This window comes from Collinsella sp. AM28-11LB, from assembly GCF_003469895.1.
GTDB lineage: Bacteria > Actinomycetota > Coriobacteriia > Coriobacteriales > Coriobacteriaceae > Collinsella.
Genome location: NZ_QSKJ01000005.1, coordinates 120,893 through 135,969, shown reverse-complemented (window position 1 = coordinate 135,969; position 15,077 = coordinate 120,893). Strand labels below are relative to the sequence as shown.

The window sequence follows — 15,077 nt, the reverse complement described above, 5'->3', positions numbered from 1 at the left end:
TCCAAAGGAGCGCCCTTTTTCTGTTGGAAAGGCCCCTTCGTTCAAGGTAAATCTCATTAAACATACCAACGGCGTATGCATAAACGCTGATCAAGTGTTGAGGTTGATTGAAGGGTCCAACGTCCCTTCGGCACTGCCCGTCTAAGATGCTTTATCTTGATAAAGTGGCGTTTCCTCACCGTTAGCCGATGATGCAAGGGCGCTCGGCGTTTTCGACTGGTTTATGCACGCAAAGTCTGGGAATATACAAGTCGCATATCTTACTGTCTAACCAGTTGCGCCAAGGAGGCACCATGGACTACAAGATTACCGGCTATGAGCCCGCCCAGCTGTTCCATTTCTTTGAGGAGGTCAGCGCGATCCCCCGCGGGTCTGGCAACGAGAAGGGCATCAGCGATTTCCTGGTTGCGTTTGCCAAGGAGCGCGGCCTCGATGTGTATCAGGACGAGGTCTACAACGTCATCATTCGCAAGCCCGCATCTGCCGGCGCCGAGAATGCCCCGACCGTGATGCTGCAGGGCCACATCGATATGGTGTGCGACAAGTTGGGCTCCGTTGAGCACGACTTTACGACCGATGGAATCGACCTGGTCGTCAAGGATGGCGTCCTCACCGCCAACGGTACCACCCTGGGTGCCGACAACGGTATCGCCGTCGCTCTGATGCTCACTGTTCTCGATGACGATTCGATCGTTCACCCCGCCCTCGAGTGCGTATTCACCACCGACGAGGAGACTGGCCTGGTCGGCGCCGAGACGCTCGACAAGTCCCAGATTAGCGCCCGCACCATGATTAACCTTGACTCCGAGGAAGAGGGCGTTGCTACCGTCAGCTGCGCCGGCGGCGTCGTCGTTACCTACACCTGCCCGATCGCGCGCGAGCACAGGACCGGTAGTACCCTCACGCTCGACATCTCCGGCCTGCTGGGCGGTCACTCCGGCAGCGATATCCACCTGGAGCGCGGCAACGGCAACCTCATCATGGCCCGCATCATCGACCGCCTGATGGTTGCCGGCGAGCCTGCCATCGTTAGCTTTAACGGCGGCACCAAGGACAACGCCATCAACCGTGAGTGCAAGGCTGTTCTGGTCTATGCCGACCACGCTGCCGCCGAGACCGCGGCCCAGATCGCCCGTGGCATCATCGCCGACGTTACCGCCGAGCTCGAGGTCTTCGACCCCGGCTTTACCTGCACTGTCGAGATCGCCGACGACGCCGAGGTCGAGGCCATGGACCAGAAGTCCGCGCTTGCCCTCATCCGCGCCCTGCGTCTTGCCCCTAACGGCGTGATTCGCCGCAACGTCGCCACCGACGGCTCCGTCGAGGTTTCCTCCAATATCGGTGTGGTTGCCACTTCTGACGACGAGGTCAAGATCATGCTGTCTCCGCGCTCCTCGATCACCTCGTTGCAGAACGAGTTTAAGGATCGTCTGCAGACGCTCGCCGATATCCTGGGCTTCGACGCCAAGTTCGAGTTCGAGTATCCCGGCTGGAGCTATGCCGAGCATTCGCCGGTCCGCGACGTCTTTGTCGAGAGCTATCGCGAGCTCTTTGGCTCCGAGCTGCGCATCGAGTCCATTCATGCCGGCCTTGAGTGCGGCCTGTTTGCCGAGGCCCTGCACGGCCTGGACGCCATCGCCGTGGGCCCGACGCTCTCCGATGTCCACACCCCGGACGAGAGCATGGAGCTCGCTTCTGCCGAGCGCTTCTACGAGCTGCTCATCGACGTCCTCAAGCGCCTTGCCGCGTAAGGGTTGCGCTAGCAGCAGCCCGAGCCACGTGCTAGCGGATTGCAAATGACATTACGAGAGGGGGCACCCGAGCTTTTGCGACGGGTGCCCCCTCTCTTCTTTTGGGAAATGGGAAATTGCGGGCGTCTAGCCAATATCCGCCTTGATGAGGTCGAGGGTGCGCTGGCAGTTTTCGCGGACGGGGCCGAGCATATGCTCGCGCAGGTCCGCCATGCCGGGCAGGTCGGCGTATTCGTCCATGACCTCTTCCATGCAAATGGGTACCTCGTAGGCGAGGTCCATCATAGTCGCAAAGCAAAACTTCTCGGATAGCCCGGCATCGGAGAGCGCCGCCTCCAGCGCGGGGTCGCCCATACCGTGGTATCGGCGGATAGCGCCTGGACCGATGCGTCCCACACGATTTTCGCCGCCAACGCTCATAGCAAGGCGTGCCCGACGTCGCATGCTCTCATACGCCAAGCCCGATGCGACATCGTACATGGGTGCGAGCGCCGCGTTTGTGCCTTTGCCAAGGACGAGCGAGTAGTTTTTAGCGTGTGCGTCAGGCGCTCCGATAATGGCGTTATAGAACAACATATAGGTAAAAAGCACAAGATTCATGTGGTGGGGGACTGTTTTAATCAGTCGTTCTTGGATGTCTCGTGTGGTTGGTCCTCCGTCGGCGGTGTATTTCTGGCTTGGCAATACACCGAGCGCCTGGCAAAAGTCCTCCTGATGCAGCCTTTCGATATTTCCGCTGCTATTGACCATTCTGTCGTACCGTTCAACGACGAGCGCGGCTTCGTCTTCAAATGTGCAATAGGAGACGTCGGCAGTTGGAATGCCAACACGCCGAGCCGTTTTCATGCAGACGAATTCGTTTAAGGCCTGATGTTTGAACCCAACGACACCATTTTTGAAGATATGGGTAGTGGGGGATGACCCTAGACATTCGCACCATTGGCCATCATGCCAAGCTAGTGCAAATTTGCCTTGATTGCCGCCCAGGGACCAGCTTTCGTTGGAGCCCATCCATGTCTCTCTTTCGTCATCGCGAATTGCTTTGAGCTTATGAGCGATTTGAGAATTGGTAAGCGGGCGGTATGCGGAGACCCTGCCACGGACGGCGTCTAATTGATCGGTTCGACAAAACTGAACGGCCCCCGCGCAGTCAAGACCGATATGGCACAAGAGGGCGACGGGGTTGTTGGATGCAACGTCATGCTCGGCGGCAATAGCGCGACACTGCTCTTGACTGTCGGGCAAAAGGCCAAATAGGAACGGGCGGACGATGTTATGGCCATACGTGCGATTGGAAAGCGGCATTGTTAGCGATAGCGGTGCTCCGCGATAGGTTGGGGCGTATACAAAGCTGCAGAGTCCATGCTCGTCTTGCCGGAGAGTGCCTGCGATTTCGCCACAAATGAGGGTCGCAAGCTCCATCTCTGCCATTTATTTCACAACCTTACAGCCAAAGGAGAGGTCTGAAGTGTCGGAAAGGCCTTGCTCGGCTGCGATTTGGGCCAGCAAGGCACCATAGGAAGATGGCGTTCCTTGTCGGGCGGGTCGTCTGCCTACACTTGGCTTGGGCAGGGCATTCGAGTTCGCGATAGGGAGGTCCGCTATCGTCGTTGGATGTTCGGAGGGCGATGCGATGGAGTCGTTATCGCTTTGCGCAAAGAGGCCTATGCCGAGTACGTTAAAGACAGTCAGCAGCTTGTCGAGTCGAATGCCAGTGGCGTCTCCTAGCTCGAGCGATGCGAGCAGGCGCTCCGAAACACCGGCCTTTTTGGCGAGGGCGGCACGGGTGAGACCCTGAGCCTCGCGTGCCTGGCGCACGTAGATGCCAGCTTGGCGCGGTGTGGTGATGGGAAAGGTATCCACGGCGATCTCCTAACGTGCAGACTTTTGCATATCAGTATGACATGCAAAAGTCTGCATGAAAAGGCCTCATGCAAAACTCTGCATGAGGCTTTGTGCTGGCGTTGAGTTTTGAGCGATTGTGCTTGGCACTACAGCGTCAAAATCCCCAGATGCTCAAGCAAGATCTTAAGCCCGATGAGGATGAGCACGACGCCACCCACGATGGTGGCAGGCTTTTCGTAACGCGCGCCAAAGGTGTGGCCGATCGCCACGCCGGCGATGGAGAAGATAAAGGTCGTGATGCCGATGAGCGACACGGCGGGCACGATGTCGACCGAGAGCGCGGCAAATGAGATGCCCACGGCTAGGGCGTCGATTGAGGTAGCGATGGCGAGGATCAGGTACTCGCCCAGGTCAATCTTTTCGGCATCCTTGCCGTCGCCTTCATCCTCGTCCTCGGTAAATGCCTCCCACAGCATTTTGCCGCCAATGAAGGCGAGCAGGATAAAGGCGATCCAGTGGTCGATGGGGCCGATGATGCCCATGAATTGACTGCCAAGCGCCCATCCGATTACGGGCATGCCGGCCTGAAAACCGCCAAAGAACAGGCCGAGCACCACGGCGACCTTAAGGTTGATCTTTTTCATGCCGAGACCCTTGCAGATGGATACGGCAAAGGCGTCCATCGAAAGGCCAACGGCGAGCAACACGAGCTCTGCGAGTCCCATAGTCTGGCTCCATCTCTGCGGGCGAACCCGATTACGCGACTACTCCCTCATTTATATGAGACCCAATGCTATCACATGAGCAGTCAAAGGAGCCCCGTCCCAAATGAGCTACCTAAGCTGTGTTCGCTCATTCTGTAAGCATCGGATTTCGCAAGCGCCGCAGGGACAAACCGTGAGAAACTATTTAGCGTTTATGGAGCGTACACGATGGGAGCGATGCCTTGGATAAGAACGAGCTGCAAAAGCGTATGGAACAGGCTATTCGCCTGACGGCACCTGGCCAGCCGATCCGCACCGCCCTCGATATGATCATCGCCGGTCACCTTGGTGCCCTCATTTGCGTCGGTGACACCGAAAACGTGCTCGCTGCTGGTAACGACGGCTTCCCGCTCAACATTTCGTTCACCTCGAACCGTCTGTTCGAACTCTCCAAGATGGACGGCGCCATCGTTATCGACGGCGACCTCACCCAGATTCTGCGCGCCAACTTCCATCTCAATCCCGATCCCTCGCTCGCCACGAGTGAGACGGGCATGCGTCACCGTACTGCCGCTCGCATGTCGGTGCTCACCGATGCCATCGTGATCTCGGTCTCGGCCCGTCGTGCCGTCGTCAACGTGTACGTCCACGGCAAGAGTTACGAGATCCAGCCCGTCACCACCATCATGAGCTCGGTCAACCAGCTCGTCGCCACGCTTCAGACCACCCGTCAGTCGCTCGACCGCTCCTTGCTGCGCCTGACGGCCCTTGAGCTCGACGACTACGTCACGCTCGCCGACATCACCGGCATCTTCTCGAGCTTCGAGATCATGCAGCAGGCAAAGACCGAGCTTAAGGATTGCATCGTCAAGCTGGGTAATCAGGGCAAGCTCGTGCAGATGCAGCTCGAGCAGCTCGCGGGCTCCAGCATGGATACCGAATACGACTTGATGATCCGCGACTACGCAAGCGATTCCTCTGAGGCCAACGCCGAGAAGATCCGCGCCGAGCTGAGCCGCATGACGCCTAAGGACCTGTCCGACCCGCAGCACGTGGCGGCAGTTCTGGGCTATGACGACCTGGACGAGGATTCCGTCATGACGCCGCTGGGCCTGCGCACGCTTTCGCGCGTGTCCGTCGTGCGCGACGGCGTGGCCGAGAAGATCGTCGACGAGTATGGCTCGCTGCAGGAGCTCATGGACGACATCAGCGAGGACCCGGAGCGCCTGGGCGACTTTGGCGTCAACAACCCTGCCATTCTTGCGGACTCGCTGTACCGCATGAAGGGCACCAAACAGGGGAACGCATAATGGCGCCCGTATGCGCCGTGGTCGTTGCCGGCGGCAGCGGCCAGCGCTTTGGAAATCCCGGCGGCAAGCAGCTCGTTAACGTGGCGGGCCGTCCGCTCATGAGCTGGTCCATCCGCGCGTTCGATCGTAGCGACAAGGTCGGCCACATCGTGGTGGTGTGCCCTGCCGAGCGCCGCGCCGAGATGCGCCGCCTGGCCATCGATCCGTTTGACTATGACACGCCCATCAGCTTCGCCGATGCCGGCGATACCCGTCAGGATTCCACCCGTGCCGGTGTGCATGCGGTTCCGGCGGGTTTCGAATATGTCGCCATCCACGACGGCGCCCGTCCGCTCATCACGACCGAGGCCATCGATCATGCGATTGACGTGCTTGTGGGCGACCGCTCGCTCGACGGTGTCGTATGCGGTCAGCCCGCGATCGACACGCTCAAGATCGTCGACGGCGACAATATCGTCGAGACGCCGCCGCGTGAGCTCTACTGGGCCGCGCAGACACCGCAGATCTTTAGCGTCGACGCCATGAAGCGCGCCCACACCGCAGCTATCGCCGAGGGCTTTATCGGGACCGACGATTCTTCGCTGGTCGAGCGCATGGGAGGGCGCGTCCGCTGTGTCCAGAGCCCGCGCGATAACCTTAAGGTGACGGTGCCCGAGGACCTGCGTCCCGTAACCGCGATTCTGCTCGGCCGCATGGCCGAGGGAGAGGACCTTCCCCATGTTCAGTAACCTGCGCATTGGCCACGGCTACGACGTCCACCGTTTGGTGGAGGGGCGTCGATGTATCATCGGCGGGGTCGACATCCCCTACGAGCGCGGCCTGCTGGGCCACTCGGATGCCGATGTGCTTGCACACGCGCTGGCAGACGCCATTCTGGGAGCCTGCCGCGGGGGAGACATCGGCAAGCTATTCCCCGACACCGATCCCGCCTACGAGGGTGCCGATTCGATGGTGCTGCTCGCTCGCGTGATGGACTATGCGCGCGAGCTGGGCTTTGAGTTTGTCGATGCCGATTGCACCATTGCCTGTCAACAACCTAAGATCACCCCGCACCGCGATGCCATGCGCGCCAACCTTGCCCATGCCCTGGGCGTTGACGTCGAAAACGTGGGCGTCGCCGCCACTACGACCGAAAAGCTCGGTTGGGAAGGCCAAGGCGAGGGAATCGGCGCCTGGGCCGTCTGCCTGCTACAGAAAACCGTTAAGGAGTAACGAATGCGTATCTACAACAGCGCTACCCATAAAAAGGAAGAGTTCAAGCCCATCGAGTCCGGCAAGGTCCGCATGTATGTGTGCGGCCCCACGGTCTACGACAACATCCACATCGGCAATGCCCGCACGTTCATCAGCTTTGACGTGATTCGTCGCTGGCTCATCGCGAGCGGCTACGAGGTCACGTTCGCCCAGAACCTCACCGATGTCGACGACAAAATCATCAAGCGCGCCAACGAGCAGGGCCGTACGGCTGTCGAGGTCGCGACGGAGTTCTCCGACAAGTTCATCGGCGTCATGCGTGCCGCCAACGTGCTCGATCCCGATGTGCGCCCCCGCGCCACCAAGGAGATCGGCCCCATGATCGCCATGATCAAGACGCTCATCGAGCAGGGCCATGCCTACGCAGCCGATAACGGCGATGTGTACTTTGCCGTGCGCAGCGATCCCAGCTACGGTCAGGTCTCGGGCCGCAACATCGATGACCTTATGGTTGGCGCGCGCATCGAGGAGAACGAGGACAAGAACGACCCGCTCGACTTTGCCCTGTGGAAGGCCGCCAAGCCCGGCGAGCCCAGCTGGCCGAGCCCTTGGGGCGAGGGCCGTCCTGGTTGGCACACCGAGTGCGCCGCCATGGTGCATCGCTACCTGGGCACTCCGATCGACATCCACGGCGGCGGCTCCGACCTTGCCTTCCCGCATCACGAGAACGAGTGCGCCCAGGCCACCTGCGCCTGGCATCAGGGCTTCTCCAACACCTGGATGCACACAGGCATGCTGCTGGTAGACGGCGAGAAGATGTCCAAGTCGCTCGGCAACTTCTTTACGCTGGCCGAGGTCCTCGAGCAGCACTCCGCTGCCGCTCTGCGCCTGCTGATGTTGCAGACGAGCTATCGCTCGCCGCTCGACTTTTCTTGGGAGCGCCTGGAGGGTGCCGAAAACTCGCTCACGCGTATCGCCGGTACGGTCGAGAACCTGCGCTGGGCCGCGAACCATGCGACGGCCGATGCCGATGAGGCAGCATCCGAGGCGTTTGCCGCCAAGGCCGCCGAGACCCGCGCCACCTTTAAGGAGTGCATGGACGACGACTTTAACACCGCCGGCGCCATGGGTGCCGTCTTTGGCTTTGTGACCGAGTGCAACCAGTACCTGGAGCAAGCGGGCGACGCTGCCGACAAGACCGCTGCCCTGGCCGCCGCCGATACGCTGGTCGAGCTGCTCGATACGTTTGGCGTTGAGCTCCCCGAGCCCAAGGTCGAGCTGCCGCTGGGTCTGCTAGGCGTTGCCGCCGGCTTGGTCGCCTACACGGGCGACGACGTGGACGAGGCCGCTGCCAAGATTCTCGAGGCCCGCGCCGAGGCCCGCGCCGACAAGAACTGGGATCTGGCCGACGCCATCCGTGACCAGCTCAAGGACCTCGGGCTGACGATCGAGGATACGGCCGCCGGCACCCGTATTAAGAGTCTCTAGTATTTGTCGACCGTTCGAGGTGCGGCATATTGCCTTGAAAGAGGAGGGCATAGACCTGGTGGTCATGCCCGACGATTGAAAGGCAAGGTGCCGTGGCTCGGACGGTCGATTCTTGTTCGTTATCTATTTAAGGAGGCCGTTTTATGGCCGACAATCGCAAGCGTGCGTCTCGTGGCGGCAAGCAGGCTGCTTCTGGCTCGCGTCCGATTCGCCGCAATGACCGCACTGCCGCGTCCAAGGGTCAGCGCGAGCACTCCCAAGCCCAGACTGCGCGTCCGCAGCGCGAGCGTGGCCGCGATGCTGTCCAGGCTCCCAAGGGTGAGTTCATCGAAGGTCGCCGTGCTGCCGCCGAGGCACTGCGCACCGGTTTTCCCATCAAGTGCGCGCTGATTGCCGAGGGCGGGGAGCGCGATGCCGCCTTGTCGCGTCTGGTCGATGACCTCAACGCCGCGGGCGTCCGCATTAAGTATGTGCCGCGCGCGCAGCTCGACGCACTGTCGAGCCACGGCGCTCACCAGGGCATCGCGCTCGAGGTTGGCAACTTCCCTTACGCCGATGTCGCCGACATCCTCGACCGCGCGGGTGACGGACCGGCGCTCGTCGTCGTGCTCGACCATGTGACTGACGACGGCAACTTTGGTGCCATCGTGCGTTCCGCCGAGGTTGTGGGCGCGGCCGGCGTCATCATCGCCAACAAGCGCGCCGCCGGCGTGACCGTGGGCAGCTACAAGACTTCAGCCGGCGCCGTCATGCATCTGTCTATCGCGCAAGTGCCCAACATCGCCCGTGCGCTCGACGATCTTAAGGCCGCCGGCTTTTGGGTGGGCGGTGCCTCCGAGCACGCCGAGGGCAGCTGCTGGGACGCTCCCTTCGAGGGCCGCGTGGCACTTGTCATGGGTTCGGAGGGTGACGGCATCTCGCGCCTGGTGCTCGAGAAGTGCGACTTTTTGACCAAGCTCCCCCAGCGCGGTATGACCGAGAGCCTCAATGTGGCCCAGGCGACCACGGCGCTGTGCTTTGAGTGGCTGCGCCGCAACGCCGGTGAGCTCATGGGGGAGGAGTAGCGCATGTCCAAAAAGAACCGTGCCAAGTCCAAGGCTAAGCGCTTTGGTGAGGGCTCGGCCAAGCCGATTGTTTCTGCCGCGACCTATGGCGTGGGCGGCAATGCGTTTGCGCAGGCCATCGCCGATCCGGTCTCGACGGTGCACTCCAATAAGCCCGAGCTGCTGGTGGTCGACGGCTACAACGTGATTCACTGCACGCCGCGCTACGAAAAGCTCGTCTACGACCATTCCGATGATCCGTATTCCAGCGACGTCCACGATATGGCGCGCACGGCGCTCATCAACGACGTTGCCGCGTTTGCCCAGGGCCGCTACGAGGCCGTGATCGTGTTCGACGGTGCGGGCAATATCTCCAGCGAGCGCCCCAACCTGCCGGCCCGCGGCGTGCGTATCGAGTTCTCGCCGACGGGCGTCTCTGCCGATACCGTGGTGCAGAAGCTCTGCATCGAGGCGCGCGAGGAAGGCCGCGCGTGCTCCGTGGTGTCGAGCGACGGCACGATCCAGGCCGTTGTCATGGGCAAGGGCGTTACGCGCATCTCGAGCCGCATGCTGGTGGACGAGATCAAACAGATCGATAACGATGTTCACGAGGCAGAGGAAGCTCCGCAGATCAAGATGACCCTGGGTAGCCGCCTGAGCCCCGAGGCCCTGGCCAAGCTCAAGGCGTTGCGCGGACGGTAGGGGAGCTGGCGGGGCAATGCTGCTTTGCTAACTCCATTCAGCGATGTCGATCATTCTTTCGAGGCGCCACGTTAGCGCCTCTTTTAGATAAGGCAGTCTCGCTGCTAGGGCATCGTTTTTAGACAGAATCTCGATTGCCTCGTCGACAAAGCCTTTGAGTTTGTCTCCATCGAACCAGCCCATGTCCTCGACGAGCAGCATTTGTTTGGCGGGGCTTGAATGAAACTGCGCGCTGGTAAAACTGTGCTCTCCCGCCCTAAGCTCCTCAAGAGAAATGTTGCACCAGAGCGATGAGCCCGAATCGAAGATGGGGGCTGGCCTGCAGACTAGTGAGTTGACGTTTCGTACGAGGCCGAAGTTGCGCCAATGACGATCGTAGTTGGCGATGATGTCGTCGCACACGATCATGCGGTCAAGGGCATCCTTAACGCCTGTCACCCCGAGCTCCTCGCAGTTTGCTACATATCGCTCGTAGTCGGTTAGCCGTTCATCTGCGTTTGCGTGCTGGTTTACATAGAACGCAGGGACATACTCTTCTTCATCAGTTAAGAAGACATCGCATATGCTCATGGCGGAAGTGCCCGTGCCCTCGAGCGAGTAAGGCACATAATCGCAGGCGTTTAGGATGCGCCGGTGGAGCGCGGTCGCCACCAGCTCGTTATAAGGTTCTTGGTTCAGGTGCGCTCCTGCCTTATGCAGAATTCGACACCCGCCCTCGCACGTCCAGTACTTTTGAAGATTGCCGTCCGAGGTGTTATCGGGCTTTGCGGCAGCCGCTTTTCCCTCTGGGGCAAAGGGCGCAATGGACAGCGAGACGTCATCAAAGGCGTTATTGAAGAAGTTGATATCCTCCCAGGCGAGACCGGAATCTTGGGGTCTAATCCAATACTGGTCGGATAGGGAGATGCCGAGATTTCGCTGTACGAGTTCATCGGGAACATCGACTGCGGCTTCTGCAAGCAGGGAGGTTAGCCCAATGCGTGCGAGCGGGATACCGCGGCCGCGCCACCAGATGCGGAAGGAGTCGAGCGATACAGGTTTGCTGGGAGCAAAAACTCCAATAGGGGCGTGGGCACGATCGACGTCGGCGCCGATGTGGGTGAAGTCTTTCCGTGATCTGCTGTAGACCAGCTGGGCTACTTCGTGCGTGCGGTTCATGAGGGTAAATGCGATTTCGCTTTTCCCATGCCCGCGACGAGGCCGTCCCCCTCTTTTGGTTGCGGAGCGGAGTCGCGTGTCTACGCTGTCTTTGTCGATAAGCCACACGCCAGAAGCCTTGCGGGCGGTCAGCGCGCCGTTCTTAATGAGCTCCTGCACCCTGCGCGGGGTGATGCCGAGCAGCTCGGCTGCTTCCTTTGTAGTCAACATCGCGAAACCCTTCGCTAAAACGAATAGTTTTATATAGCCAATTGTAATTAAAACTATTCGTTCTGGCGAATGGTTTTAAGATTGAGGGCGCACTGACAGAAATGAACGGGCCTGGTATGCGCTGTTGCTGGATTTTGCATATTTGTATATCGCCGTGCGGCCTGTTGCGCCCCGTCCGCAATTCCATTATTCTTAACAGGCTTCGCGCGAAAGCGCCAAGTGTGCCAGTGTGGCGCAACGGTAGCGCAACTGATTTGTAATCAGTGGGTTGCAGGTTCGATTCCTGTCACTGGCTCCATGAGAGTTTCGGGCTCTGTTCCTTGTGGGACAGGGCCTGTTTCTATTTAGGTGGTGCGCCATCGGGTTAGCGCCCATCCCGTTTTTGGTTTGTCTCGTCCTCCAGTTTGTCTAAATCTGTAACACCAAGACCGATATTCGGCATCTAACTGTTACAGATTGAGATGAAACTTAGGGTGTTTTAGGAATATCTTGATCTGTAACATGTAGAAGCGGAATAGGCCTCTTGCTGTTACAGATCGAGACAAGGGCGGGCGCGGATCTGGATGTCCTGCTCGAGCGTGGATTTCTGGATACGCGAGCGAAGAAAATCTCCCGACCGGAGAACGAGCGTGGATAATTAACTTGGATAGGGAGCTAAGGTAAACACCGATTGTCTATCGACGGCTTTAGAAACAACGACCCCGATTTCATTGTGGAATCGGGGTCGTTTGTGCCTCAGGAATCCGAATGGATTGATCGAGCTCCTAAGGAACTTCTTGGGTTCTTGCTAATGGTCTGCCGAGGATGTCCCCAATGCAAACAGCGGGCATCTACTCAATATAGCTGGGGTTCTTCTTGATGATCACGCGTGCAGCGATGAAGGAGACGACGATGGCGACGATGGCGACAACGCATGCCAGCACGAAGTTGCCCATGGACCCATCGGGAGCGATAAAGATGAGTGCCGAAAGAAGGCCGGGGCATGCTCCCGCAACATACTCTTTCAGAACAAAGATGCCTGCAGGGAGTCCAGCGCAGAGCGCGCCGATTGCCGTGCCGACAAGCAGGCGGGGACGCTCGATGAGGCAACCGTAGAACGCGGGCTCGGTTACGCCACAGAGTGCGGTGACGGCAACCGTGGTGACCATACCCCTCTTCTCTTTGTTTCCCTTCATGGCAGTTGCCAGGGCGAGGCTCGTGCCGCCAATGCAGAGGTTCGAGATGAATCCAAAGATAATGGGTGCCCAACCGAGCTGCGCCAGGCTCGTAACTTCGATTGCGATGTAAGCCTTATCGAGACCGAGCATGACGAAATAGGGGTTAAGGGCTGCCAGGATCGGAGTAGCGATAAATGCCACGTTGTCCATAAGCCACGTGACGGCATCGCTCAGCGCGTAGCCCATCATGCTGCCGGCGGGGCCAAGGATAATCAGCTCGACGGGCACGACGATGATCATGGTGAGCAGCGGCTTCAAGAACAGTTTGGTAACGTCGGGAATGATCTTCTGAAGGCCGCGGTCGACAAAGTACATGAATACAACGCCCAGTACGATGGGCACTACCGTACTCGAATAGTCGTTCGTCGGGATGGGAATACCAAGAAAGTCGAGACCCTCGGCACCGCTAATGGACGAGCTGATCATGATCGCGCCCAGCAATGCGCCCATGATGGGCTGCATCTTCATGACGGCCGCGAGCTGATAACCAAGATAAACGGGTAAGAAGCTAAACGAAGCGCTAAAGATCGCCAACAGGACCTGGGCGGTTCCGCTATCGGTGCTCAATCCGCAATAATTGACCAGGAGATTCTTGATCGAAAGAATGAGTCCGCCAACGATGAGCGCCGGGACAATGGGCATGAATACCTGTGCAGAGACGTTCCCGAATTTCTCAATCAAGCTCATGGCGGTGTTACCGCTTTTAATGCCTTCTGCAAGGTCTTTGGCGGTTTGGGCATCGTCGGCAACCGTGCCACCGCCGACTTCGATTCCCGCGAAGTCGAGGAAGTCGTTGTAAGCCTCGGTGACGTTGGGGCCGATGATCACCTGAAGCTGGCCACCGCTGACTACTGCCCCGAGCGCCTGATCGGCCGATTTGGCGAGTTGGAGATCGATGATCGAGGTGTCTCGTGCGTCGATGCGAAGGCGCGTCGCACAATGAGTTACCGATGTAATGTTCTCTTTGCCGCCAACAGCCTTTAGGACTGTTTCGGACATTGCCTGATATTTCATCTCTTTCTCCTAACCTTCCTGCTCCTGATACTTCGAGATAAGGTCTCGGTACCAATACCAGCTCTTTTTGGGGGTGCGCTCCAGATTGTTCTCGAAGTCGATATGGACAAGTCCGTATCGTTTTTCGTAGCCGTTGATCCAGCTATACAGATCCATCGTCGACCAGAGGTAGTAGCCCTCAACGCGCGCGCCGTCGCGCTTAGCCCTCATCATGTGCTCGATGAACTGGCCCAGAAGCTCGATGCGGTCATCATCGTGGATCATTCCGTCTGCGTCTGGTTGCTCATAGGCGCCATGTCCGTTTTCCGTAATAAAGATGCGGGGCGCGTCATAGCGCTCGTGGACATCCATGATGGTTGAATACATGCAACCTGGGAGTATTTCGCGACCCCATTTATTGCGGGGAACATTGCTGTCGCGGGCGCTTTCAAACAAGGGCGCAATGCATTTTCCTTCGACCTTTTTGCTCAAACCGCCCTTATTGTTCGCCGAAACGGCAAGCTCTCCACCGTGCCAGTCGGTTACATACTCTCGGCAATACACGTTGAGTCCAATAAAATCGACTTTACCGTCTTTGAATTCTTCTACGTCATTTGGGGATCGATAGAGCGAGACGCCAAGTTTTTCAAGGATTTCGTCCATTTCTGGCGGCAGTTGACCCTGAAGCGCTGGTGCCAGAATCATGCGATTGGCGAAAAAGTCTGCGTATCGAAATACGTCATCAGGGTGCTCGGTTGCCGGGTCGAGTTCGACAACGCCGCCATCGTGGACGGCGCCGATGATGCCGTCGTAGCCCATTTGACGATATGTTCGGACTGCGAGTGCGCTCGCGCGCATCAGGTTGTACTGAAACTGCATGTACGACTGAACGTCGAGCGATCGATTGGGGGGATAGTTGCCCAACATGTTTACGCAGTAGCTGTAGAAATGCGGCTCGTTAACGGTAGCCCAGATTTTGACGCGGTCTCCAAAGCGCTCAAAGCAAATCTTGGCGTATTTGCAGAACCACTCTGCCATGTCGTTGTTCAGCCATCCGCCTTTGCAAGCAAGCGTGAATGGTAGATCGTAATGGAACAGCGTAACGTTGGGCTCTATGCCATTTTCGAGGCAACAATCAATGACCCGATTATAAAAATCGATACCCTCTTCATTCACTTCGCCGATACCCGTGGGGATGATTCGACTCCATGAAAGAGAGAAGCGATAGGTGTTTTGTCCGCCTTCTTTCATCATGCGGATATCTTCTTCATAGCGATGGTAGAAGTCGCAAGATACATCACCGTCAACATGGTTGATGTTCTTATTGCTTGTGTGGCTAAAGAAATCCCACTCGCCAAGGCCTTTGCCGTCTTCGTTCCAGGCACCCTCGCACTGATAAGACGCCGTGGCGGAACCCCAGAGAAACGGCATGTTGTTCACGTTGCCCATGAATCCCCTTTCC

The 15,077-nt window shown here is 58.5% G+C and carries 13 protein-coding genes and 1 tRNA gene; 8 read left to right on the top strand and 6 right to left on the bottom strand.

Annotated features, from left to right (window positions below; all coding sequences use genetic code 11):
• Positions 1 to 293 precede the first annotated feature (293 nt).
• Positions 294 to 1,751: an aminoacyl-histidine dipeptidase gene (locus DW732_RS05075; RefSeq protein WP_117734292.1), complete on the top strand. Its 1,458-nt coding sequence runs from the start codon at positions 294 to 296 to the stop codon at positions 1,749 to 1,751.
• A 126-nt stretch (positions 1,752 to 1,877) separates the two neighbouring features.
• Here the strand turns inward: DW732_RS05075 and DW732_RS05070 are convergent, their stop codons facing one another.
• The 3 genes from DW732_RS05070 to DW732_RS05060 form a co-directional block, all read right to left on the bottom strand.
• Positions 1,878 to 3,182 carry a type II toxin-antitoxin system HipA family toxin gene (locus DW732_RS05070; protein WP_117734293.1) on the bottom strand — a complete coding sequence of 435 codons (1,305 nt, stop codon included), beginning with the start codon at positions 3,180 to 3,182 and terminating at the stop codon, positions 1,878 to 1,880.
• Entirely contained in the window at positions 3,183 to 3,614 is a 432-nt protein-coding gene (locus DW732_RS05065; RefSeq protein ID WP_158567357.1) for a helix-turn-helix domain-containing protein, read from the bottom strand.
• 128 nt (positions 3,615 to 3,742) lie between these two features.
• Entirely contained in the window at positions 3,743 to 4,321 is a 579-nt protein-coding gene (locus DW732_RS05060; protein WP_118098975.1) for a manganese efflux pump MntP family protein, read from the bottom strand.
• Between the two features lie 248 nt (positions 4,322 to 4,569).
• Here DW732_RS05060 and disA point away from each other — a divergent pair, with 248 nt between their 5' ends.
• The 6 genes from disA to DW732_RS05030 all read left to right on the top strand — a co-directional run bounded on the left by disA (position 4,570) and on the right by DW732_RS05030 (position 10,037).
• Positions 4,570 to 5,610 (top strand): DNA integrity scanning diadenylate cyclase DisA, encoded by a 1,041-nt coding sequence (disA, locus tag DW732_RS05055; protein WP_369796797.1) that lies wholly within the window; start codon positions 4,570 to 4,572, stop codon positions 5,608 to 5,610.
• Complete coding sequence (gene ispD / locus DW732_RS05050; protein ID WP_117629251.1) at positions 5,610 to 6,338, top strand: 2-C-methyl-D-erythritol 4-phosphate cytidylyltransferase; 729 nt, start codon at positions 5,610 to 5,612, stop codon at positions 6,336 to 6,338. Before disA ends, ispD begins: the two co-directional genes overlap by 1 nt.
• Entirely contained in the window at positions 6,328 to 6,822 is a 495-nt protein-coding gene (ispF, locus tag DW732_RS05045; RefSeq protein WP_006234975.1) for a 2-C-methyl-D-erythritol 2,4-cyclodiphosphate synthase, read from the top strand. Before ispD ends, ispF begins: the two co-directional genes overlap by 11 nt.
• Before the next feature lie 3 nt (positions 6,823 to 6,825).
• The gene (gene cysS / locus DW732_RS05040) at positions 6,826 to 8,292 is read left to right on the top strand and encodes a cysteine--tRNA ligase (protein WP_117743095.1); all 1,467 of its coding nucleotides are present in this window, start codon (positions 6,826 to 6,828) and stop codon (positions 8,290 to 8,292) included.
• Positions 8,293 to 8,435: 143 nt separating this feature from the next.
• On the top strand, positions 8,436 to 9,356 hold the full coding sequence (rlmB, locus tag DW732_RS05035; protein ID WP_118098974.1) for a 23S rRNA (guanosine(2251)-2'-O)-methyltransferase RlmB: 921 nt from the start codon (positions 8,436 to 8,438) through the stop codon (positions 9,354 to 9,356).
• Positions 9,357 to 9,359: 3 nt separating this feature from the next.
• Positions 9,360 to 10,037 (top strand): NYN domain-containing protein, encoded by a 678-nt coding sequence (locus tag DW732_RS05030; protein ID WP_055285223.1) that lies wholly within the window; start codon positions 9,360 to 9,362, stop codon positions 10,035 to 10,037.
• A gap of 27 nt (positions 10,038 to 10,064) precedes the next feature.
• On the opposite strand, the gene DW732_RS05025 is transcribed toward DW732_RS05030, so the two are convergent.
• Positions 10,065 to 11,405, bottom strand: a complete 1,341-nt coding sequence (locus DW732_RS05025) for a DNA-binding protein (RefSeq protein WP_118098973.1) — start codon at positions 11,403 to 11,405, stop codon at positions 10,065 to 10,067.
• Between the two features lie 223 nt (positions 11,406 to 11,628).
• Between DW732_RS05025 and DW732_RS05020 the strand changes: the two genes are divergently transcribed.
• Positions 11,629 to 11,703: transfer RNA gene (locus DW732_RS05020), tRNA-Thr, on the top strand.
• Positions 11,704 to 12,235: 532 nt separating this feature from the next.
• On the opposite strand, the gene DW732_RS05015 is transcribed toward DW732_RS05020, so the two are convergent.
• A complete protein-coding gene (locus tag DW732_RS05015; protein WP_118098972.1) occupies positions 12,236 to 13,636 on the bottom strand; it encodes a PTS transporter subunit EIIC in 1,401 nt (466 codons plus the stop codon).
• 9 nt (positions 13,637 to 13,645) lie between these two features.
• Positions 13,646 to 15,064 (bottom strand): glycoside hydrolase family 1 protein, encoded by a 1,419-nt coding sequence (locus tag DW732_RS05010; protein WP_118098971.1) that lies wholly within the window; start codon positions 15,062 to 15,064, stop codon positions 13,646 to 13,648.
• Positions 15,065 to 15,077 lie beyond the last annotated feature (13 nt).

Excerpts from the sequence above, each read along its gene's own strand:
- cysS (WP_117743095.1), top strand. The coding sequence starts at position 6,826 with ATGCGTATCTACAACAGCGCTACCCATAAAAAGGAAGAGTTCAAGCCC.
- ispD (WP_117629251.1), top strand. The coding sequence starts at position 5,610 with ATGGCGCCCGTATGCGCCGTGGTCGTTGCCGGCGGCAGCGGCCAGCGC.
- DW732_RS05075 (WP_117734292.1), top strand. The coding sequence starts at position 294 with ATGGACTACAAGATTACCGGCTATGAGCCCGCCCAGCTGTTCCATTTC.
- DW732_RS05025 (WP_118098973.1), bottom strand. The coding sequence starts at position 11,405 with ATGTTGACTACAAAGGAAGCAGCCGAGCTGCTCGGCATCACCCCGCGC.
- rlmB (WP_118098974.1), top strand. The coding sequence starts at position 8,436 with ATGGCCGACAATCGCAAGCGTGCGTCTCGTGGCGGCAAGCAGGCTGCT.
- DW732_RS05030 (WP_055285223.1), top strand. The coding sequence starts at position 9,360 with ATGTCCAAAAAGAACCGTGCCAAGTCCAAGGCTAAGCGCTTTGGTGAG.
- DW732_RS05070 (WP_117734293.1), bottom strand. The coding sequence starts at position 3,182 with ATGGCAGAGATGGAGCTTGCGACCCTCATTTGTGGCGAAATCGCAGGC.
- DW732_RS05010 (WP_118098971.1), bottom strand. The coding sequence starts at position 15,064 with ATGGGCAACGTGAACAACATGCCGTTTCTCTGGGGTTCCGCCACGGCG.
- DW732_RS05060 (WP_118098975.1), bottom strand. The coding sequence starts at position 4,321 with ATGGGACTCGCAGAGCTCGTGTTGCTCGCCGTTGGCCTTTCGATGGAC.
- ispF (WP_006234975.1), top strand. The coding sequence starts at position 6,328 with ATGTTCAGTAACCTGCGCATTGGCCACGGCTACGACGTCCACCGTTTG.
- disA (WP_369796797.1), top strand. The coding sequence starts at position 4,570 with ATGGAACAGGCTATTCGCCTGACGGCACCTGGCCAGCCGATCCGCACC.
- DW732_RS05015 (WP_118098972.1), bottom strand. The coding sequence starts at position 13,636 with ATGAAATATCAGGCAATGTCCGAAACAGTCCTAAAGGCTGTTGGCGGC.